We start from the raw sequence: 21,698 nt of genomic DNA, 5'->3' as shown, positions 1-21,698 counted from the left end.
ACTATGCAGAACTCGAATGACCATATCGTCCGCTCCTTTGACAAGGAATTGCGGACCATTCACGAAATCATCATCCGTATGGGTGGCATGGCAGAAAACCAGCTTGCCGAAGCTGTCGATGCCCTGGTCCAGCGCGACAGTGCCAAGGCAGAACTGGTCCGGGCTGAAGATGCCAAGATTGACCTTCTTGAAGAAGAACTCGAAGCCGCCGTGGTCCAGCTGATTGCCCTGCGCCAGCCCGTGGCCAATGACCTGCGCGCGGTTATTTCCGCCCTCAAGATCTCATCAGATCTGGAACGGATTGGCGACTATGCCAAGAACATCGCCAAACGCAGTATCGCAATTAACCAGATGCCACCGCAAAAGTCTGTTACCAGCATCATGCGGATGTCCAAGCTGGTTCAGGAAATCGTTAAGGACACCCTTGATGCCTTCTCTCACAGCGACAAGGACCGGGCAATTGATGTCTGGCATCGCGATGAAGAAGTCGATGAAATGTACACGTCTCTTTTCCGGGAACTTCTCACCTATATGATGGAAGATCCCCGGAATATCGGCGCCTGTACGCATATGCTGTTTATTGCCAAAAACATCGAGCGTATGGGCGATCATGCCACCAATATCGCCGAGACCATCTATTATCTCTCGACCGGGCACAAACTGGAAGGCAAACGTCCCAAAGGCGACCGTACACCTTTCCAGATTCTCTCGACCGAAGAAGACGACGACGATAACAGTGAAGTAGAAATTTAACGTAATGGAAAAAAAGGATCTTTCCATGAAACCCCTGGCCTTAATCATCGAAGATGAAGTCGCCCTGACCACCCTTCTGCGTTACAACCTTGAAAAAGAAGGTTTCCGGGTCAACGAAGCCCATGATGGCGAAGAAGCCCTTCTCCGTGCCAAGGAAGAAACTCCCGATCTGATCTTGCTCGACTGGATGCTGCCTCTTCTTTCCGGCATCGAGGTTTGCCGCCAGCTGCGGCGTCTGCAGGAAACCCGCGATGTGCCGATCATCATGCTGACAGCCCGTGGCGAGGAAACCGACAAAATCCGCGGCCTGGATTCCGGGGCCGATGACTACATGACCAAGCCTTTTTCCCCTGCAGAACTGGTGGCCCGTATTCGCGCCATCATGCGTCGAAGCAAACCGGAAACCGTAACCGAAGCCCTGATCTTTGAAGACATCAATATGGATCTGGCGGCTTACAAGGTTCACCGTGGTGAGCGCGAAGTTCACCTCGGCCCAACCGAATTTAAACTGTTGCGTCACCTGATGCAGAATCCTGGCCGGGTCTTCAGCCGCGAACAGCTGCTTGATTCAGTCTGGGGCCACGATGTCTATGTCGAACCCCGCACTGTCGATGTTCACATCCGGCGGCTGCGCAAGGTCTTGAATGAAGGCACAGAACAGGATCTGATTCGCACTGTGCGCTCTGCTGGTTATTCACTGGACCGCGCTGCCAAGGCAGCTTAACAGTCCTGACAATTTCTCTTAAATTCGTTCGCTGGCCGCATATTCTGCGGCCAGCTTTCTTTTATAGGGCCTGAAGGCTTCGGACATTACGCATGTGTTTTACCGGGCTCTCGTGCTTAACTAGGTGGTAATGAACCACTGCAGGTGACCGGAATGAGAATAAAAATTGCAGGCTTGCTTGCGATCGGCTTGATAACAGCTATAGCGGGTTATCTTTATCTCGATAACCGCAGCTCTTCCGACATACATCTTTCCAAACTTTCCTTTTCAGAGAGGCCCATCAACAAGCTTATGGAAAACCGGGCCGTGGCTGTCGTTGATGCCCGTGAGTATCCCTGGAGCGCGCTGGGACGATTGAACGTCGGCGGTACTCATTTCTGTAACGCAACCATAGTCGGCCCAGATCTTGCGCTGACAAGAGCCTCCTGTCTTTTTAATCAGGCAGAATCCAAGTGGTATTCCTCCCAAGATATGACCTACGTTGGTGCCTACCAACGGGACAACAGCGACCTGAATGCAAAGGTAGTCGAATTCGAAATCGGCAAGGGGTATAACCCACAGGATAAAAGCTTGACCTCCCTTTTCCGAAACTGGGCCTTAATCAGGCTCACTTCTCAACTTGGCCAAAAAACCGGATGGCTGGGTGTTACCCGGAAGGCAGATGATGGGAACAGTCTGTCTTTACCCGTTGGCTATCGCCGCGGATGGCAACACGCTCTTTCGACATTTCCCTTCTGTCTCAATGGCGCAGCAAAGGAACTCTGTCCCGATGTCACCATAGACGGGTCATTGACCCAGGTTATTCTGTCTCCAAAGACGGTGAATGTTCTTGTCGCAGGTGACACTGATGAGGTTTTCAGCGCCTGGTCGCTTCCCACCCGAGGACAAGCCCCTTCGCAACAGCTGGATAACATTAGGCTTGTTCCGCTTGATACAATCAGCCGACTTCTCAAAGAACAGGGTTACCTCTTGGAAAACCAAATAACACAGGAAATCCTGAAAGCAGCATTGGAGAAGGCTGAGGAAAACGGTGCTCTGGAACAAAGCGACCGAATTGGCACGGGCGCTCTATACCGTCTCTTCGATGCCCTGAACCGAAAAGCCTTGTCAGCCGATCCGGCTTCCTGACATTCTGTTCAGAAATTCGACGTTTAGCAGCACAGCTCCCGCCAGATAAAGAAGGCCCAAAAGGATGATGAAGCAGCCCTTTAAAACTTCGAAGCTTTCCTGTCAGCTCCATCCATACCTTAGTTGCCTTTTCGCCCTTTTCCTCACAGCCTGCGCCAGCACCAAAGCGCCAGAAACCCGCCAATCACCAGTAGCGTTACCTGCAGATACAGCCGGGAAATCACCGGGCACGGAACAAGTACCCCGCTTTCTGGCTGATGCTTCAAGAGCCGACCTTGAAGCCCGTGAATATCCCTGGAGTACACTGGGCCGCCTGAATGTCGCCGGACGGCATTTTTGCAATGCCGTTATGGTTGGACAGGCTGATGTTCTTGCTCCCGCTTCCTGCCTCTACAATGCGGTCGAAGGCAGATGGTTCCAGCCCGGTGAGATGGTTTTTGTCGCGGGCTATCAACGAGATGATTCAACTATCTTTTCAGTAGCAGAAAGTTATGAAGTCGCCCGCGGCTTTGTCCCCTCCAGCAACAGTCTGCTTTCCCTGCTGAACAACTGGGCCCGGATCAAACTGGAAGCGCCGTTAGGGGATCACACCGGTTGGCTCGGGGTAAAAGACAGTCCTGACCCCGATGACCTGACTGTGATGGCCGGATATCGTCGGGGCTGGGAGCATATCCAGACGCTCTATCCTTTCTGTGGACAGGGGGCAGAATCCCGAAACCACTGCCCGAAGCAGTCGGACGGACAACTGCATCGCTTTATCCTGGGCAAGGGTGGACTTCTGCTTGTTCCGGGCAATTCGCTTGATGAACAGACCCGTGCGAGCTGGCGTCTGCCTGTATCACCACAGTCCCCAAAAACCGTCTTTTATGTTAACCCGCAACCCGATAACTCGGTGCAGCGGTTACTCGGGGAACTGGGATATCTGGATAGTAATGCGCCCGAATACCAGCAATCTCTCTCGCGCGCGCAACAGGATCTCGGCGCTACCGTGACCCCTGAGGCCGATATGGAAATGCTTTTTTTACTGCTGAAAGAACTCAACAGAACCCGAAATACTGTGCCTCTTTCCTGATCACCTGCTGTTTCTGGCAATCTCAGGGATGCTCATCTTTTATCGCAGAGCAGACATCCAAAAGCGTGTTTTGACTCTTCCCAGTGACTGGCGGTACAAAGCCGTTCGGCTTCTTTTGCCAGTATGATGCCCCATCATACTGCACTTGCCGCCGGCCTTGTTGATGGAGAATAGCACTGTGACCTTGATCCTGGCCCCGATGGAAGGGCTCGTTGACCCCCAGATGCGCAAGCTGCTGACCGCCATCGGTGGGATTGACCGCTGCGTGACCGAGTTTATCCGGGTGAACGATCAGACCCTGCCCGCCAAGATGCTCTACCGTCTCGCCCCCGAACTCCATAACAAGGGATGCACGGCGTCCGGTGTTCCCGTCTCCATCCAGCTTCTCGGCAGCAATCCCGAAACGCTATCCGAAGCCGCACTTCTGGCGGTTGAACTGGGCGCGCCAGCCATTGATCTCAACTTTGGCTGCCCCTCAAAAACAGTGAATAAAAACAAGGGTGGATCGGTTCTGCTGAAAGAACCGGATGTCATCCACCAGGTCGTCAAGGCAGTGCGCCAAGCCGTTCCAGCGAACATTCCGGTGACGGCAAAAATGCGCCTGGGTTACGAGGATAAATCTCTGGCGCTTGAGAATGCCTTTGCCATAGAAAGCGCCGGGGCTAATGAAGTCTGCGTCCACGCCCGGACCAAGCTTGAAGGCTATAAACGCCCGGCCCACTGGGAATGGATCGCCCGTATTCGCGAAGCGGTAAAAATCAGGGTCATTGCCAATGGCGATATCTGTTCCCCGGAAGATTACTGGAAATGCCGTTCGATAAGCGGCTGTGAGGATGTCATGATCGGACGGGGGCTAATTGCCTGGCCGGATCTGGCCCTGATCATCGTCTGCCATCCAAAAGGCACCCCTTATACGCCCATGACATGGGATCAGCTTTTGCCAATTCTTCAGGTCTTCTATGACGAGGTCCGCAGACGGCTGCCCCCGAAACACAGCCCTGGACGCCTGAAACAGTGGCTGGTCTTTCTCAAACAGCACTATCCGGAAGCGCAGGAGCTTTTTGACCAGATCAGGGGGATCGCTGATCCCGAGCTGATTCAAGCCGTTCTGTCGCCCCTGCCCCTGCAAAAAGCAGGTTAAGCACGAGCTTTAAAAGCCTTGGTCGATCAGGGGTCGCCAGCCCGATGCCAGAATTTTTGCGCCCAGTCGGCCCATAAGCTTGTTGCGCAGGAAAACCAGTGGCCGGGCTTTCAGTCTGGCCAGCCCCATACGCTTGAGCGACTGCTGTTGCACCCACTGGGCCCGGGGCAAGCGGCGGGCCTCGTAGGCCTTCAGGCCCTCATCAAGGTTTTTTGAGCTCTTCAAAGATTCTGCCAAAACCAGGGCATCCTCCATCGCCATGGTTGCGCCCTGAGCCAATGTTGGCAAGGTGCCATGGGCCGCATCTCCGACGAGAACGACAGACTCTTTTGACCACGGAGACACAAGCATTTGTGCCAGGGTTCCTGGCAAGACCGGACCATCCTGATCCAGATTTTCTAACAGCTTCGGCACAGCCCCGCCAAATTCAGCAAACTCACGTCTCAGAATGTCCGGGGCCGCTGTAACATCCGCAATAAGATCTAGCGATCCGGCCATTGCGGCAAAAACATAGCTCTGGTCCTTCGCGATCGGCATGACCAGAAAGACCTTGCCCCGCCCCAGCATAAAGCTTGGTTCTGCAAGCTTCAGAGGTAAGTTGCTGGTCCAGCGCCAACAGCAGAAACCTGCATAAACAGGTTGAGCAGCATCACCCCATAATAGTCTGCGCAGAGAAGAGTTTATCCCATCTGCAGCAATCACCAGATCATATTCCGACTGCTGCCCGTCTGAGAAGATCACATGAGCGCATTTTCGGCCCGCCGTCTCTGACGATGGCGAAGCGCTATAGGACAGGTTTTTTATTTCAGTTCCGAAACGAACAGAGGCATTTCCGATCCGGTCAACCAGAATTTGATGGAAATCTGCCCGGCGCAACGCCTGAAAATGCGGCCAGTCAGACGAGGAAAGATCCAGTGAAAACAGCTTGTCCCCCTGGTCATCGCAATAACGTATAGTGGGAAAGGCAAAAGACTTTTGCGCTACCTCAGACAAAATTCCCAACTGCTCCATCGGCCTGATCGCATTACCGGGCAAGTGCAATCCTGCCCCTTCAGCCCGCCAGCCTGACGCCTTTTCGATAACGTCAGCAGAGATCCCTTTCTGTCGCAGAGCAAGGACACAGCACAAGCCGGCAATCCCGCCGCCAACCACCAGAACACGCATCTATTCGAGCACCTCAGTGGCCGTGTTTATCTTCTTTATCTTATCCCGTGCTTCCAGTCGCATCAGATACAACACCAGAAAAATAGCTGGTATTCCCATAACCGAAGCGTAGAGGAAGAAGGTCGTATAGTCCGTGTGATCGACAATGATGCCGGAAAATCCTGACAAAAATTTACCCGGCAAAGTCATGATAGAGCTGAAGAGCCCATATTGGGTTGCGGTGTAACTTTTGTTCACGAGACTTGAAAGATAGGCAATAAAGCTTGTTCCGGCCAAGCCTGCGGTGAAACTGTCCGCACCAATCGTAAAGGCCAGAAAAGGAATGTTGTGGCCAACCTGGGCCAGGGCGGCATAAAGCAGATTTGTGACCACCACAAGAAATGCCCCAAGCAACATCAAGCGAAGCATTCCAATTCGCATCAGGAAAACACCGCCGATATAGGCCCCGGCCATAGTGGTGAAAAATCCGAAAATTTTGGTAACGTTGGCGATTTCGGTCTTGCTATACCCCAGATCTACATAAAGAGGTCCGGCCATGTTTCCCATGACAATGTCACTGATCCGATAGATACAGATAAGCGTAAGGATGAAAATGGCCGAAGAACGATTGCGCGCAACAAATTCAACAAAAGGGCGCCAGACTGTATCATAGAGTTTTTCTGCTATTTTGCCGTGTACCCCTCGCAAATGAGCAAACCGTTCTTCTATGTTACCTTCCCATTCAAAACGCGCCCCTTTGTCCGCCGTATCAACCACCGGTTCTTTCACTATCAATACTGTACAGATACCAACCCCCATCAGCACAGCCATCGCCTGATAGGTCAGAACCCAGGACGACTGGTCAGCCATATAAAGGGCACCAGCACCTGCCACCAAGGCACCAACACGCCAGCCAAGTTGATAATTCGCCGCCATTGCGCCCTGATAATCCAGGTCAATCGCCTCAATCCGATAGGCATCCAGCCCCACATCCTGAGTTGCCGAAGAAAACGCAACAATCAGCGAGAAGATCGCCATCTGGCCGAGATTGGCTACAGGATCTGTCACAGACATACCGATGAGACCGATAATCACACCGATCTGTCCCAGCAACATCCAGGAACGGCGTCGACCAAGATGTCCCAGAAAAGGAAGTCGAAAGTGGTCAGCCAAAGGTGCCCAGAGCACCTTTATAGAGAAGGCAATGCCAACCCAGGCAAAAAAACCGATTTCAGTTCTCGAAACTTCTGCTTCGCGAAGCCATACGTTCAAGGTCGAAAAAATCAGCAGGAATGGCAGTCCAGCGGAAAAGCCCAGAAAGAGCATGCCGATCACTTTCGGATGCAGATATACAGACAGTGATTCTTTCCAGCTGTGCAGTGCTTTGTCTTCCGATGATTTCATACTTCCCCCTGGGTTCTGCCCAATTCCACCCATTTAAAAAGGCCAGAAGATGGCAGAAATATATTCTGCGGCCTGCCTGATCATAAGGTGGTGAGCATAAGGGGCTAGCAGCAAAATGTCTGTCGAATAATTACAATAATATAAAGCTATTTTACCACTTTATAACAAATGCCTGCACAGCTGTTCCAATTGCAGAAACAAGGATGCTTGCTGGAAATCAACCCATAGTATAATTTTGATCAAATGATAAAATTTATTTCACAGGGATTGCTCCAGCGATGACCGAAAACTCTGCCCGTGCCGCCTCCAGAACAGCTCCGCGTTTCCCTGCTCCAGCACAGGGGCAGCTTACCGAAGAGATGAAACAATCGTTCAACGACAATGGTGTGCTGGTGCTGGAGAACTTTGTCAGCCGCGAGGTCTGTGAACAGTTGATGCAACGGGCTGGAGAAATCGTGGAAGCCTTCGATCCAGATGAATTTCGCGCCGTGTTTTCAACAACGCAGAAAAGCCACGAGGGCAACAGCTATTTCGAGCAATCAGGCGACAAGATCCGCTGCTTCTTCGAAGAAGAGGCCTTTGATGAACAGGGTAATCTGAAACAGAGCAAGGCGCTCTCCATCAACAAGATCGGCCATGCTCAGCACGACCTCGACCCCGTATTTTCAGCCTTCTCACGCAACCCCGCTCTGGCACAGATTGCCGCCAACCTTGGGATGGCCCAGCCCTTGCTGTCACAATCGATGTATATTTTCAAGCAACCCCGCATTGGGGGAGAAGTTGTCTGTCATCAGGATAGCACCTTCCTCTACACCGAACCCCATTCCTGCATCGGGCTCTGGTTCGCGCTGGAGGATGCCACTATTGAAAACGGCTGTATGTGGGGCCTGCCCGGCCATCACAAGGCTCCGCTCAAAAAACGCCACTACCGCAATGCTGCAGGCAAGCTGGTCACCGAGAAGCTAAACGACAGCTCCTGGCCTGAAGAAGATCGGGTCCCCCTTGATGTCAAGCAGGGATCGCTGATCGTCCTGCATGGTCAGCTCCCCCATCTCAGCGGTCCGAATCGCTCGGACAAATCCCGTCAAGCCTACACCCTGCACCTGATTGACGGAGCCTGCCATTATCCTGACAGCAACTGGCTGGTCCGCAGCCCGGATCTGCCTTTTAGAGGTTTTGAAACAGACAATGCCTAGGGATTACCTTCAGGTAATTGCCCAACTCGACCTCACCTCTGTTCTTCAGGGCTATCAATACACAATTATCGGCACCCCGCCGCTGGAGATCGACATCGACAGCAGTGATCTCGATATTGCCTGCCAGGCGGATGATCCCGCTGTGCTGTCCCGACATTTGCGGCACTGTTATGGTCACTATCCGGACTATCTCGAAAAAGAATATCACTTTTCCTCCCTTTCTGCCCGCATCGTCACTTTCGAAATGCAGGAGTGGCCGGTCGAATTTTTTATCCAGAACCAGCCTTTAAGCCAACAGAATGGCGTTCGACATTTTGCTATCGAGAAGCGTTTGCTTGACCTCTGTGGCCCTTCTTTCAAACAATCGGTAATCGCCCTGAAAAACCGTGGCATTAAAACAGAACCTGCCTTTGCTGAACTCCTGGGAATCAAAGGTGACCCCTATATCAACCTCCTGAAGCTGGAAAACTGTTCCGACAGCCAACTCCGCGGTCTGTACTTTTCCCGGGAAAATCCAGGTCATATGTAATTGTTGTCGATCACGCCTCTATAAGGCTATGATCGCGTGATTTTTTTGCTTTGGTAACCAGCTTTACGTGTCAGCACAGGTTGGTTTGAGGGGGTCTTTTGGACGAAATTCTGTTGGTGTTACTCGGCCTTGCCGTGATTTTCGGCGGCCCGATACTGGCAATCATTGCGCTGGTTAAAATTGGCAGCTTGCGGCGAGAAATCACCACGCTCAAGATGGCCTTGAGTTCGGCGCAACCGCTTGTAAAACCTGCAGCAGCTCCCGTCATTTCAAAGGCCCATAGCGCAACGGATACGGTTGTGAAGGAGAGCATCGAAAAGCCACCCACAGCAGATCAATCCGCCTCAGAAACGGCATCCGCTGCCCCACAGCCTGAAATCGCGGGAAATACCACCCCGGAAAACATCCCGGGGAAAAGCCCCTCACCGGAAACAGCAAACGCAGCCTCTTCCAGTCCTTCTGACAAAAACCTTGCTGCCAAAACCGGCACGCCTCCGCCACAAGACCCGCAAACCAGTCCCCAAACCAGTCCCCAAACCAGTCCCCAAACCAGTCCGTGGAAAAGCTTCGAAGAGGCTTTCACCCGGCAGTGGCTGGTCTGGCTTGGCAGCCTGACCGTCATTATTGGCGGGGTGTTCCTGATCAAATACTCGATTGAGAACCAGCTGCTGTCACCCGGCTTCCGTCTTACCGTCAGCACCCTGTTCGGTATCGCTCTGATGTTCGGGGGTGAATGGCTCAGACGGCGTCCGATCGAGCGGGCTATTGCCGCCCTGAAACCCAACCATGTTCCCCCTGCCCTGACCGCTGCAGGTCTCGCCATCACCTATGGCAGTATCTATGCCGCCTATGGCCTCTATGATCTCCTGCCGCCACTTCTTGCCTTTGTCCTGCTCACAATTGTTGCCCTGGCAGGTCTGGGGCTTTCGCTGCTGCAGGGACCTTTTATTGCCGCCATGGGCATGCTTGGTGCCTTTGCCCTGCCGCTGCTGATCTCCACAGGCAACCCTTCAGCCTGGGTTCTTTTCAGCTATCTGAGCTTTATCAGTGCCTCTGCCCTTGCTGTCGTGCGCTATCAGAACTGGTGGTGGCTGGGCTGGAGCACGCTGGCAGGGCTGTTTTTCTGGCAGATCATCTGGATGGTTGGGGCCTGGAGCAACGGCGATGTTTATCCTTTGGCCCTGGGACAGCTGCTCATGCTCGGTCTCTTTATTGCCCCGCGCTATGAGGACTTTCTCCAGAAGCCGGCTGGGATGAAACATCCCTTTGATCTGAAGGATCTCCTCAGCCCGGAAAAAGTCCTGGGACTGGTCGCCGCCTCTGCTGTTCTCCTCCTGCAGTTGGTTCTGCTCGACAACGACCACTATTCAGGTTCGGCCCTGATCGCCTTTTTCCTTGTCAGCGGAACAATCGGTTTTGCCGCTTTCCGACTGCAACACTGTGAAGTCCTGCTGGTACCGCTTGTGCTGGTTGCCCTGTCCATTGTTGCTTTCCACCCCTTCCCCGACAGCCTTGATCTGCCCGAAACCTTCTTTGTTGCCGGACAGGCTGTGGGAACAGAAGTTGGCCCCTTTATCCCCGAAGGGCTTGGTTTCTATCTCTTCCTTTCAATTTTCATCGCCCTCATCGTGGCAGGCCTCGGCTTCTGGAAGATAACCAGATCCCGAACCCCCGCCTATTTCGCGGCGCTTTCCGCGGCGGTTCCACTGACCGCCCTGCTGATTGTCTATCTCCGGCTGCATGTCCTTGGTGTTGAACTCCTTGGCACAGACCTGTCCTGGAGCGGGCTGGCGATCCTGCTTGCTCTGGTTGCCTCGCTCGCCGTTAAAAAGCTGCTGCCCTATCGGGAACAGGCTGGGACAGAAATCGCGCTTGGCGTCTATGCCCTGGCCGTTCTTGCCGCCATCGGCCTGGCTTTTGCCATCGCTTTCGAAAAAACCGGCCTGACCATAGCCCTGGCACTGCTGCTGCCTTCCGCCGCCTGGATCAACGGGCAGATCCGCCTGCCCTATATCCGCACCTCGGCTTTTTACATCGCCCTGATCGTCGCCATCAGACTGACAGCCCTGAACCACTTCACCCCGGAAACGCCACTGGAAGGTGTCGATGCCTTCTGGCTGCTCTACAGCTTTGGTATTCCGGCTCTGGCCTTTGCCACCGCAGCCCGTCTGTTCAAGGCAGAAAAGGACGACCAGCTTATTACCCTGCTCGAATCAGGGGCTCTGGCCATTGCTGTGGCTCTGGTCAGTCTGGAAATTCGCTATTTCACCAATGACGGCTCGATCCTGGCTTCCTACACCAGCCTGCTCGAGCAGAGCCTGCAGAGCCTCGCCTGGCTGATCACCGGTTGTTTCCTCTACTACCGCAACCGGATTACCCCCCGCTTTCTCAGCGACTGGGGCTCAAAGATTCTACTGGTTATGGCGGCGGGGAATATCCTGCTGTTCCAGGTTCTGGGCAACAACCCGCTCTTCTCCAATGAATTTGTCGGCAACTGGCCGCTGTTCAACCTGCTCACCCTGGCGTATCTGCTGCCCGGCCTGCTAGCAGGCGTGCTCTACCGCGAAGCCCGGAACCAGAACCACCTGCCTTTGATGCCCTGGCTTGGCGGTACAGCCCTGCTGCTGGTCCTGCTTGATATCACTCTGGAGGTTCGCCGTGCTTTCCACCCCGACAGCATGGCAACGGGGGATATACTTAATGCCGAGGGCTACAGCTATTCCCTTGCCTGGCTGATCTATGCCGGGTTGTTACTGGCCATCGGCATCCTGCGGGATATCGTACGGGTACGTCATGCCTCTCTCGCCATGGTCCTGCTGGTCATCGGCAAGGTCTTCCTCTGGGATATGTCCGCGCTTTCAGGCCTCTACCGCGTCGCATCCTTCATCGGCCTTGGCCTCTGCCTGATCGGCATCGGTTTCCTCTACCAGCGCTTTGTCTTCCCCCTTGGCAAGGAAGAAGCATCGACGTCCGCTGAAAGCTCCTGACGCAAAAAGGGCTGCCTGAGAGCAGCCCTTTTTTAGATCTATATCAGGTTCTGCCTGAAGACAGGAACCTAACCCAGTGCTTAACCTAGCCCAGTGCTTCCTGGGTACGGGAGTTGCGCTTGCGCTCGTGCCCGACCAGGAACTGCTTGCGCAGACGGATGGATTTTGGCGTCACTTCCACCAGCTCATCATCCTGAATGTAGGCCAGAGACTGTTCCAGTGAACGAATACGCGGCGGAGTCAGCTTGATCGCCTCGTCCTTTCCGGAAGCACGCACGTTGGACAGCTGCTTGGCTTTCAGCGGATTGACCTCAAGGTCGTTGTTCCGGCTGTGCTCACCAATGATCATGCCTTCGTACAGTGCATCACCTGGATTGATGAACATTTCGCCACGATCTTCGAGGTTCCACATCGCATAGGCAACCGCATTGCCTGTGCCGTTGGAGATCAGAACACCCTGGCGGCGGCCCTGAATCGCACCACGATAAGCACCAAAGCTGTGGAACAGGCGGTTCATGATGCCGGTTCCGCGAGTATCGGTCAGGAATTCACCATGATAGCCGATCAGACCACGCGAAGGCGAAAGGAAGGTGATACGGGTTTTGCCAGCGCCAGAGGGGCGCATGTCCGTCATTTCACCTTTGCGTTCAGCCATCTTCTCAACGACGACACCGGAGTATTCCTCGTCAACGTCGATCACCACTTCTTCCAGTGGCTCCATCAACTGACCGGATTCGTCCTTGTGCATCAGCACGCGGGGACGGGAGATCGACAGCTCATAGCCTTCACGGCGCATGTTCTCGATCAGAACACCCAGCTGCAGTTCACCACGACCGGCAACTTCAAAAGCATCCTTGGAATCGCTTTCCTTGATACGAATGGCCACGTTGCCTTCGGCTTCGCGGAACAGACGATCACGGATCATACGGCTGGTAACCTTGTCGCCTTCACGACCTGCCAGTGGAGAATCGTTGACCGAGAAGGTCATCGCCAGCGTTGGCGGATCAATCGGCTGGGCATCAATACCTTTGGTGATCGACATATCACAGATGGTATCTGCAACCGTGGCATCAGGAATACCGGCAATGGCGACAATGTCCCCGGCACGGGCTTCTTCAACCGGCACACGCTTCAGACCATCAAATGCCAGAAGTTTGGACAGGCGGCAGTTTGGAATAACCTTGCCCGCAGCTGTGATCACCTTGACCGGCATGTTGATTTTGGCGACACCCGAGTGGATACGCCCAGTCAGAATACGACCAAGAAAGTTATCGGCTTCCAGCGTGGTTGCCAGCATGGAGAAAGGTGCATCGACCTTTTCTTTTGGTGCAGGCAGGGTATCGATAATCAGCTGGAACAGGGAATCCATGTTCTCGCGCGGATCAGCAAGATCATTCACAGCCCAGCCCTGTTTTGCAGAAGCAAAGAGAACCGGGAAGTCCAGCTGGTCTTCAGTCGCGTCAAGGTTGACGAAAAGATCGAACACCTGATCAACCACCCACTCAGCACGGGCATCGGCTTTATCTGCCTTGTTCACCACCACAATCGGCTTCAGGCCACAGCCCAGTGCCTTGGAGGTCACAAACTTGGTCTGTGGCATCGGACCTTCAGCGGCATCAACCAGCAGAACAACACCGTCCACCATGGAGAGGATACGCTCGACTTCACCACCGAAATCGGCGTGGCCCGGTGTATCAACGATGTTGATCCGGGTATCGCCCCAGGTTACCGAGGTACACTTTGCCAGAATGGTGATGCCACGCTCTTTTTCAAGATCGTTGCTGTCCATTGCCCGCTCGGACACCTGCTGGTGCGAACTGTAGGATCCGGACTGTTTAAGAAGCTCATCCACCAGAGTGGTTTTGCCGTGGTCAACGTGCGCGATAATCGCCACATTGCGAAGCGCTGTGCTCATGCCTGTCTCTCTCATGTATTTTAAAGAGGGGCTACCGCGCCCCGCGTTATCCTTCAGTCACTGGTCTTGTCAGACCGGAACTCCGGCCAGGAATGTCTTTTGCCCGCAAGCAAAGAACCACCATTCCCACAAGGTCTCTAGCGCAGTCTTGTGACAGTGCAATGACCTACTTAAATTTTTCCCCTATCAGTGTCGCCAGGGATTTTTCCGGGCGTGCACCAAAATGCGAAATTACCTCGGCTGCAGCAATGGAGCCGATGCGGCCACTGTCATAAAGACTGTAACCATTCGTGTAACCAAAAAGGAAGCCTGCAGCATATAGGTCGCCTGCCCCCGTCGTGTCAACCACATGATCAACCGGTTCAGCATCAATCACATGAACTTCATCGCCGCAACAGATGACAGAACCCTTCTCGCTCCGGGTCAGGGCCGCAACTGAACAACAGGCCCTAACCTGCTGAAGTGCCGTATCAAAGTTATCAACTTCGAACAGCGCCATGGTCTCTTCTTCGTTGGCGAAAAGGATATCAACGTGGTTTTTCACCAGATCGAGAAAAGATTCACGATGCCGTGCCACACAGAAGGAATCTGACAAGGTCAAAGCCACTTTCCGTCCGGCAGCGTGCGCAATCTCGGCCGCCAGGATAAAAGCTTTCTTGGCTTCTTCCGGGTCCCAGAGATAGCCTTCCATATAGGTAACCTGCGCTGAAGCGATCATTTTTTCATCAATATCAGCGACTGTCAGGTTTACACAGGCCCCCAGATAAGTGTTCATCGAACGCTCGGCATCGGGCGTGACAAAAATCAGGCAGCGGGCCGTTGAAGGTCCTTCCGTGGCAGGGAGTATATCATACTTTACCCCTGCTGCGCGGATATCATGGCGAAATACCTGACCGAACTGGTCATCACGTACCTTGCCGATATAGCCACCACGCCCGCCAAGTGATGCAATTCCAGCCATGGTATTGCCCGCGGAACCGCCAGAACGTTCAATCGCAGGCCCCATGACATCATAAAGCGCATCCGCGTGATCCTGATCAATCAGGGTCATGGCTCCCTTGATAATCCCCTGCTCCTGCAGCAGGCTGTCTTCAGCAGGGGCAACAATATCAACGATGGCATTGCCGATGCCGACGACATCGAGAGAGGCAGTCTCTGACTGATTTACGTTCACGCTCATTAGTAGCTTCCGTTAGGCTTTCTGCTGGACTAGAATTTGCGCGGAGTATAGACACTTCCGTTTTCTGGGCAAGTCCAAAGCCGCAGACCTCCTATGCATCCAGGGCAGGTCCCTTTTCGAGAGTTTCCGACTATGAGCGACCCGCGCCCCAAAATGGTTGATTTGTCGTCGCAAAATCAGTCCGCAGCTGTTCCCATAAGCGGTGTTTTCTTTCTCATTACGGCAACCCTGCTCTTCGCTTCGGGAGACGCTGTTCTCAAGAATATCGCCAGAGAGCAATCCCTGGTTCAGATACTCTGGGTCCGCTACAGCTTTGTATTCCTGATTGTTGTTCTGATAACCCTTCTGCGCGAAGGACCAGCAGAACTCAAAAAGACCTTCCACCCGAACAAACCTGGCCTGCAGATTTTTCGATCTGCTTTTCTTCTGTGGCAGGATTTTGGTTTTGCTTTCTGCTTTACCCTGCTGCCAATTGCCTCGGTTCATGCCGTGGGTGCCGTTGCTCCCATCATCGTGACCGCGCTTTCTGCCATCTGGCTGCGTGAATATGTTGGAGCAAGGCGCTGGGCAGCGGTTTTTGTCGGCTTTATCGGCGTTATGATCATTCTCCGTCCCGGTGCAGACAGCTTTGATCCCCTGCTCCTGCTTCCTCTTGGTGCCGCCGCCCAGTTTGCAATCTACCAGATCCTGCTGCGCTTTTGCAGCCAGAGCGACAATTACCGGGTAGTCCAGCTCTTTACCGGTCTGGTGCCCATGTTGCTGACCAGTCTGCTTTTGCCTTTCTATTGGTCCCTGCCCTCAAACCTGGGGGCTCTGGCAGGACTGCTTGGGGCAGGTTTCCTCCATGCCAGCGGACATTGCCTGATGATTATGGCTTTCCAGAAAGCGACTGCTGCAACCCTTCAGCCTTTCAACTATTCCATTCTGATCTGGGCCACGCTTCTGGGCTGGTTGGTCTTTAGCGATCTGCCGGACAGCCTGACCATTCTCGGAGCCACCGTCGTGGTCAGCAGCGGTCTCTACACCTTCTATCGGGAACGGGCGCGGGGTCTTGAGAAGAAAAGCACAGATCTGCCCTTGCCGACTTGATTTTTTGACCTCATGGTCTTTCCGATCAGCAAAACCACCCGACAGGCTTTCCTGATTCAACTCATCACTCCGGGCCAGGAACGCCATGACTGATAAAAACCACCTGCAGGAAACGTCTCTGCTCGACACCACGGGTAAAGGCATCCTCCTTGCAATTCTGGCCATGGCCTTTTTTTCCTCAGGTGATGCCGTGGTCAAACACGTCTCCCAGAACTACTCTCTGCCGCAGCTGCTATGGGTCCGTTATATGATCCTGTCTTTTCTGGTGGTCGGCATGGCAGTCAAACGCGGCGGTCTGGGGGATGTCATCAGGATATCGCGCAGCAAGAATCTCCCCCTTCAGCTCTTCCGTTCAGCCTTTCTTGTCGGAGAAGCTTTCCTTTTTACCCTCAGTTTCAAATTGCTGCCGATTGCCGATGTCCATGCCATCGTCGCCGTCGCCCCTATCTGTGTCACAGCTCTCTCGGCCTTCTGGCTGAAAGAAGCTGTTGGCTTGCGTCGCTGGATGGCTGTTCTTGTTGGTTTTTCCGGGATCATGGTGATCCTGCGCCCTGGATTTGACGCCTTTGATCCCCTGCTGTTTTTACCGCTGGTTGCCGCAGCCGCCTTTGCCATCTATCAGATTCTCCTCAGAATCAGCAGCCGCTATGATGACGGACAAATCTCCCAGTTTTATACCGGGATTGTTCCCCTGTTTATTACCAGCTTCATGGTTCCCTTTTTCTGGGTACAGCCGGACCTGAATGGCTGGATCGCGCTGATCGGCGGCGGTATCTTTATCAGCCTGGGTCATCTCTTTCTGATTTTTGCCTTTCAGTACGCCACTCCCTCGGCAATTCAGCCCTTTAATTACACCTTGCTGGTCTGGGCAACACTCTTTGGCTGGCTGTTCTATGATGACTTGCCGGACTCCTGGACTATCGCGGGGGCCCTGATTGTGGTCGCAAGCGGACTTTATACCATTTACCGCGAGAGAATCAGACGCGCATAACTCTCTTGGAAGCCGGGAATAGTCCCTTGATATAATCCCCTGTGTCTGGATGAGAAATACTCACCAGTCCTGAGGATCAATCGAATCGTTTCCCTATCGAAACATTATTGTGATCAGACTTTGTGCGCTCCGTTTTTTAAAACAAAACCGGACAGATCAGTTTAATATTTTCTTCACCCCTCCCCCCCTAAACTGCGAAAAAATTCTAAACAAAAGTCCATACAATTTTCGGACAGATTATGAAGCGGGGTCAGGCAGGGATCTCCTTCAAATCGATTTACATTGATGGCGAGGGGCCGCAACTGAAATGCTTTTGAAAACACGCATCACCCTGGGTTCCATTACCGGCCTGCTGGCGGTTGGACTCTTTGTGTTTATTGGTACCGGCTTTATTGAAAAGCTGAACAATGAACGCTATATCTCCACAACACTGGATGCTCGCTCCAACCTTTGGAACAGCTTGGCTCAAAGCCGGGTCGAACAGATCAAATCCAGCCTCTTTGAAATTGAAAATGATCCTCTTGCAATGGGCGGGTTGGAAAAAAGCGATCCCTCCTCCGTCGCCAGCAGCCTGAGTATTCTGGCCCAGATCCTGATCGGCGATGGAAACTTTGACCGGATTGCCCTTTTTGATAAATCGGGACAAGCGCTCTACAGTTATGAAAGCGACGCCGCCAAGGTGACCTCTGCCCTGGTTAAGCCAGCGCTGGAATCCGAGGATTACAAATGGGGATTTGAGCTAGCCGAAGACGGCAAGCTGATGTTGACCCTTGCAGCCCCGCTGAGATCTCTCACAGGTGTAGAAGGCATTGCTCTGGTCAGACTGAGCCCCAATTCATTGCTTGAAAGCATGAAAGCCAGCGACGGAACCGAAGTATATCTTTTTAATCAGGCGGGCGAAATCGTTCACGGTACCAACACCGAACTGCAGGAACTTTTGCCCCGGGAAAGCCTCCGTATCGGCAATACAGGCCTTCATGCCGAAACCATTGGCGAACTGCGCTATACCATCACCCTTACACCCGTCACCACACCCGACGGACAGATTGCCGGAAATCTGGTGAATTTGCTGGACGAAACAGCCACACTGACACAACGGCAAACAGTTCAGATCGCCGTCTATGCCGGCTGTCTAATTCTCCTGATCCTCTCGGGCCTGTTGTTGTTCTGGTACATGAACCGCTCTATGAAACCTCTCAATTTTGCCATTGAAAATATTCAGGAGCTGGCTAACGGCAATATCGAGATTGATGTCCCGGCTGAACATACCCGCGACGAGATCGGTGAACTCACCCGTTCAGTTGAGCTGCTGCAGACCAAACTGGTCGAAAACGAACAGATGCGTGTGGCCCGCCGGGCTGCAGAAGCAGAAAGAGCAGAACGGGCGCAAAAGCTCCACGAACTGACCCAGTCTTTCGGGGCAAATGTCACGACGATTATCAGCAAGTTCACCAACTCGACAGCCCTGATGGGAGAAACAGCCCGCTCCATGAGCGACACGGCTGTCAGAACCCGTGAACAGGCCCACGCTGGGTCAGAAGCCTCTATCGAGACTTCACAAAACGTCCAAACGGTCTCGGCGGCAGCAGAAGAGCTTTCTGCGACCATTGCCAGCATTTCAGAACAGATGGACCGCTCCTCCTCGGTCACAGAAAAGGCCGTCGGAGAATCCCAGTCGATCAACGGCACAGTCAAACGCATGGCCGAAAATGCCGAAAAGATCGGCGCGGTTATTCAACTGATCACCGACATCGCCGAGCAGACCAACCTCCTGGCCCTTAACGCAACAATCGAGGCTGCCCGGGCCGGAGAAGCAGGCAAGGGCTTTGCTGTGGTTGCCAACGAGGTTAAGAACCTCGCGACCCAGACAGGCAAGGCAACGGATGAAATTTCAAGCCAGATCAACCAGATGCAGTCAATCACGGGGGAAGTGGCCAAAGCGATTGAATCCATCGGCCACACCATCGGTGATATTGATGAAATCGGGCGCACTATTGCTGAATCTATCGGGCAGCAACGCGAGGCAACACAGGAAATTGCCACGAATATGGTCCAGGCATCCCAGAGAACCGAACAGGTCAGCAACAGCATCAACAATGTAACAGCTGCAGCGAATGAAGCCGAAAACGCCGCTCATTCGGTTATTGATGCCACAACCAATCTCTCAGGTGAATCCAATGTTCTCCGTGGCGAAATCGAGACTTTCCTCGAGGGCGTAAAAACCCTTTAGCCCAATCTGTATAGCAGTTGGCGACAAAAAGAGGAGCAAGCCAGCTCCTCTTTTTGTCTTTCCACCGGAAAGAAGGCCCCCTATTTCAGGCCAAGTACATCCTGCATGTCATAGAAGCCAGCGGGTTTGTCTTTAAGCCAGCGCGCCGCCTTGACGGCCCCACGGGCAAAGACTTCCCGGTTGCTCGCCCGGTGCCCCAGTTCGATCCGCTCACCATCCGCTGCAAAGATTACACTGTGGTCTCCCACGACATCTCCGCCGCGCAGCGTCGCAAAGCCGATGTCTCCACGCTTGCGCGCGCCGACGATCCCGTCACGCACCTTGTCGGCAACCTTGTCCAGCGCAACACCACGCCCTGCTGCTGCAGCCTCGCCCAGAACAAGTGCGGTACCGGAAGGCGCATCAACCTTGTGGCGATGGTGCATCTCGACAATCTCGATGTCATAATCTTCGTCAAGAGCAGCTGCAACCTGCTGGACAAGCGTCATCAGCAGATTCACACCCAGACTCATATTCCGGGCAAAAACAATCGGTGCCCTTGTCGCAGACTGTTCCAGTTCGGAAACCTGCTCAGCAGTCATGCCTGTTGTACCAACCACCAGCGCACAGCCGGTTTCCGCCGCCAATTTTGCATGGGAAAGCGTGGCTGCAGGGACGGTAAAATCGATCACCACATCTGATGTTTCAAAGAGCTTTTTCGCAGAATCTCCGACCACAACGCCCAGAGCGCCAATGCCTGCGAGTTCGCCAAGATCCTTTCCGAGGTTGGGACTGCCCGGCAGTTCAGTACCACCAGAAACCGAACAGCCTTCTGCGCGGTTAATCACTTCGGTCAACATGCGGCCCATACGGCCAGCACAGCCAACAATCCCAATCCTGCTACCCATTCCTCTAAATCCTGAAACCTGTTGTGATCAGAGCAGAAGAACTAGCAGCTAAACCGAAGAGATCCAAGCCCCCGATACAGCCACCCCGCAAGATCAGCAAAGAAAAAGCCTGTCAGAACAGCTGTCCTGACAGGCTTTAACATCATCAAATCCGGGAAACCTAATCTGTAAGATCTTCCCAGAATTCCTTGACCCGTTTGAAAAATCCGGAACTCTGTGGCGAGTTGTCCGTCGCTTCTTTTTCAAATTCCTGCAACAGTTCACGTTGGCGGCTGGTCAGGTTTACTGGGGTCTCGACTGAAACCTCGACATACATATCCCCGCGTGAAGCAGACCGCAGCACAGACATACCCTTGCCCCGCAGACGGAACTGCTGCCGATTTTGTGTGCCCTCTGGAATCGTCACCTTGGCACGTCCACCGTCAACAGTAGGCACCTCGACCGAGCCACCCAAAGCAGCCTGGGTCATGGAAATCGGCACCCGGCAGTGGATATCCGTACCATCGCGCTGGAAAATCCGGTGCGGCGCAATCGAGAGGAAAATATAGAGATCTCCCGGAGTCCCCCCCAGCCTGCCATATTCACCCTCGCCACTGAGGCGAATCCGGTTGCCCTCTTCCACGCCAGCTGGAATGTTAACCTGCAGGGTTTTTTCTTTTTCGATATGGCCGCTGCCATGACAGCTTTTACACGGCTTTTCAATGACCTTACCAACACCCTGACAGCTGTGACAGGTTCGCTCGACCGTGAAAAAGCCCTGCTGCATACGCACCCGGCCGTTCCCTTTACAGGTGCCGCAGGTTACAGGACTGGAGCCTTTTTCTGCGCCACTGCCGCTACAGGAATCACAGGAAACCGAGCTTGGAATCCGGATCTCGGCCTGCTTGCCATTAAAAGCATCTTCCAGCGAGATTTCCATATTGTAGCGCAAGTCGCCGCCACGTTGAGCTCCGCCGGAACGACGCCCGCCGCCGCCAAAACCGCCAAACATTTCTTCAAAGATATCAGCGAAACCACCGCCACCACCGAAATCAAAACCACCGGCACCACCACCGCCGCCATTTTCAAAGGCGGCGTGACCATAGTTATCATAGGCGGCGCGCTGCTGGTCGTCCTTAAGGATGCCATAGGCCTCATTCAATTCCTTGAACTTCTGTTCGGCCTCGGCATTATCAGGATTTTGATCCGGGTGGTATTTCATCGCGAGCTTGCGATAGGCTGCTTTCAACTCTTTCGCATCAGCCGAGCGAGAAACTCCCAGGGTTTCGTAAAAGTCCTTTTTGGACATCAGTACTTTTTCCCTCGATCAGAAGGTGAAAAGGGGCTGGC

At 53.6% G+C, this 21,698-nt stretch carries 17 protein-coding genes; 11 read left to right on the top strand and 6 right to left on the bottom strand.

Annotated features, from left to right (window positions below; translation table 11 throughout):
* Positions 1-3: 3 nt before the first annotated feature.
* The 5 genes from phoU (at position 4) to B152_RS0100990 (ending at position 4,818) form a co-directional block, all read left to right on the top strand.
* A complete protein-coding gene (gene phoU, locus B152_RS0101010) occupies positions 4-753 on the top strand; it encodes a phosphate signaling complex protein PhoU (protein WP_020590507.1) in 750 nt (249 codons plus the stop codon).
* A gap of 25 nt (positions 754-778) precedes the next feature.
* Positions 779-1,477 carry a phosphate regulon transcriptional regulator PhoB gene (phoB, locus tag B152_RS0101005; protein ID WP_033405503.1) on the top strand — a complete coding sequence of 233 codons (699 nt, stop codon included), beginning with the start codon at positions 779-781 and terminating at the stop codon, positions 1,475-1,477.
* Positions 1,478-1,630: 153 nt separating this feature from the next.
* Positions 1,631-2,605 carry a trypsin-like serine peptidase gene (locus B152_RS0101000; RefSeq protein WP_020590505.1) on the top strand — a complete coding sequence of 325 codons (975 nt, stop codon included), beginning with the start codon at positions 1,631-1,633 and terminating at the stop codon, positions 2,603-2,605.
* Between the two features lie 64 nt (positions 2,606-2,669).
* The gene (locus B152_RS0100995; RefSeq protein WP_020590504.1) at positions 2,670-3,677 is read left to right on the top strand and encodes a hypothetical protein; all 1,008 of its coding nucleotides are present in this window, start codon (positions 2,670-2,672) and stop codon (positions 3,675-3,677) included.
* A 163-nt stretch (positions 3,678-3,840) separates the two neighbouring features.
* Positions 3,841-4,818 (top strand): tRNA dihydrouridine synthase, encoded by a 978-nt coding sequence (locus B152_RS0100990; RefSeq protein ID WP_211212086.1) that lies wholly within the window; start codon positions 3,841-3,843, stop codon positions 4,816-4,818.
* A gap of 9 nt (positions 4,819-4,827) precedes the next feature.
* Here B152_RS0100990 and B152_RS0100985 read toward each other — a convergent pair whose 3' ends face one another.
* Both B152_RS0100985 and B152_RS0100980 read right to left on the bottom strand, forming a co-directional pair.
* The gene (locus B152_RS0100985) at positions 4,828-5,982 is read right to left on the bottom strand and encodes an FAD-dependent monooxygenase (protein WP_020590502.1); all 1,155 of its coding nucleotides are present in this window, start codon (positions 5,980-5,982) and stop codon (positions 4,828-4,830) included.
* Positions 5,983-7,365 (bottom strand): AmpG family muropeptide MFS transporter, encoded by a 1,383-nt coding sequence (locus tag B152_RS0100980; RefSeq protein WP_020590501.1) that lies wholly within the window; start codon positions 7,363-7,365, stop codon positions 5,983-5,985.
* 278 nt (positions 7,366-7,643) lie between these two features.
* Between B152_RS0100980 and B152_RS0100975 the strand changes: the two genes are divergently transcribed.
* The 3 genes from B152_RS0100975 to B152_RS0100965 all read left to right on the top strand — a co-directional run bounded on the left by B152_RS0100975 (position 7,644) and on the right by B152_RS0100965 (position 12,077).
* Positions 7,644-8,561: a phytanoyl-CoA dioxygenase family protein gene (locus tag B152_RS0100975; RefSeq protein WP_020590500.1), complete on the top strand. Its 918-nt coding sequence runs from the start codon at positions 7,644-7,646 to the stop codon at positions 8,559-8,561.
* Positions 8,554-9,090, top strand: coding sequence for a DUF4269 domain-containing protein (locus tag B152_RS0100970; protein ID WP_020590499.1), 537 nt, complete (start codon positions 8,554-8,556; stop codon positions 9,088-9,090). Before B152_RS0100975 ends, B152_RS0100970 begins: the two co-directional genes overlap by 8 nt.
* Positions 9,091-9,188: 98 nt before the next feature.
* Entirely contained in the window at positions 9,189-12,077 is a 2,889-nt protein-coding gene (locus tag B152_RS0100965; protein ID WP_020590498.1) for a DUF2339 domain-containing protein, read from the top strand.
* 85 nt (positions 12,078-12,162) lie between these two features.
* On the opposite strand, the gene typA is transcribed toward B152_RS0100965, so the two are convergent.
* A complete protein-coding gene (gene typA / locus B152_RS0100960; RefSeq protein WP_020590497.1) occupies positions 12,163-13,992 on the bottom strand; it encodes a translational GTPase TypA in 1,830 nt (609 codons plus the stop codon).
* A gap of 166 nt (positions 13,993-14,158) precedes the next feature.
* Complete coding sequence (locus B152_RS0100955) at positions 14,159-15,172, bottom strand: adenosine kinase (protein ID WP_020590496.1); 1,014 nt, start codon at positions 15,170-15,172, stop codon at positions 14,159-14,161.
* A 132-nt stretch (positions 15,173-15,304) separates the two neighbouring features.
* Between B152_RS0100955 and B152_RS0100950 the strand changes: the two genes are divergently transcribed.
* The 3 genes from B152_RS0100950 (at position 15,305) to B152_RS24835 (ending at position 19,482) form a co-directional block, all read left to right on the top strand.
* On the top strand, positions 15,305-16,261 hold the full coding sequence (locus tag B152_RS0100950) for a DMT family transporter (protein ID WP_020590495.1): 957 nt from the start codon (positions 15,305-15,307) through the stop codon (positions 16,259-16,261).
* Positions 16,262-16,346: 85 nt separating this feature from the next.
* Entirely contained in the window at positions 16,347-17,252 is a 906-nt protein-coding gene (locus B152_RS0100945; RefSeq protein WP_020590494.1) for a DMT family transporter, read from the top strand.
* A 307-nt stretch (positions 17,253-17,559) separates the two neighbouring features.
* Positions 17,560-19,482 (top strand): methyl-accepting chemotaxis protein, encoded by a 1,923-nt coding sequence (locus B152_RS24835; protein ID WP_020590493.1) that lies wholly within the window; start codon positions 17,560-17,562, stop codon positions 19,480-19,482.
* 80 nt (positions 19,483-19,562) lie between these two features.
* Here the strand turns inward: B152_RS24835 and dapB are convergent, their stop codons facing one another.
* Both dapB and dnaJ read right to left on the bottom strand, forming a co-directional pair.
* Positions 19,563-20,369, bottom strand: coding sequence for a 4-hydroxy-tetrahydrodipicolinate reductase (gene dapB, locus B152_RS0100935; protein WP_020590492.1), 807 nt, complete (start codon positions 20,367-20,369; stop codon positions 19,563-19,565).
* Positions 20,370-20,529: 160 nt separating this feature from the next.
* Complete coding sequence (dnaJ, locus tag B152_RS0100930; RefSeq protein ID WP_020590491.1) at positions 20,530-21,657, bottom strand: molecular chaperone DnaJ; 1,128 nt, start codon at positions 21,655-21,657, stop codon at positions 20,530-20,532.
* Between the last annotated feature and the right edge of the window lie 41 nt (positions 21,658-21,698).

The organism is Kiloniella laminariae DSM 19542 (genome assembly GCF_000374005.1).
In the GTDB taxonomy this organism is placed as follows: domain Bacteria; phylum Pseudomonadota; class Alphaproteobacteria; order Kiloniellales; family Kiloniellaceae; genus Kiloniella; species Kiloniella laminariae.
This window is presented reverse-complemented; position numbering and strand designations above follow the sequence as displayed.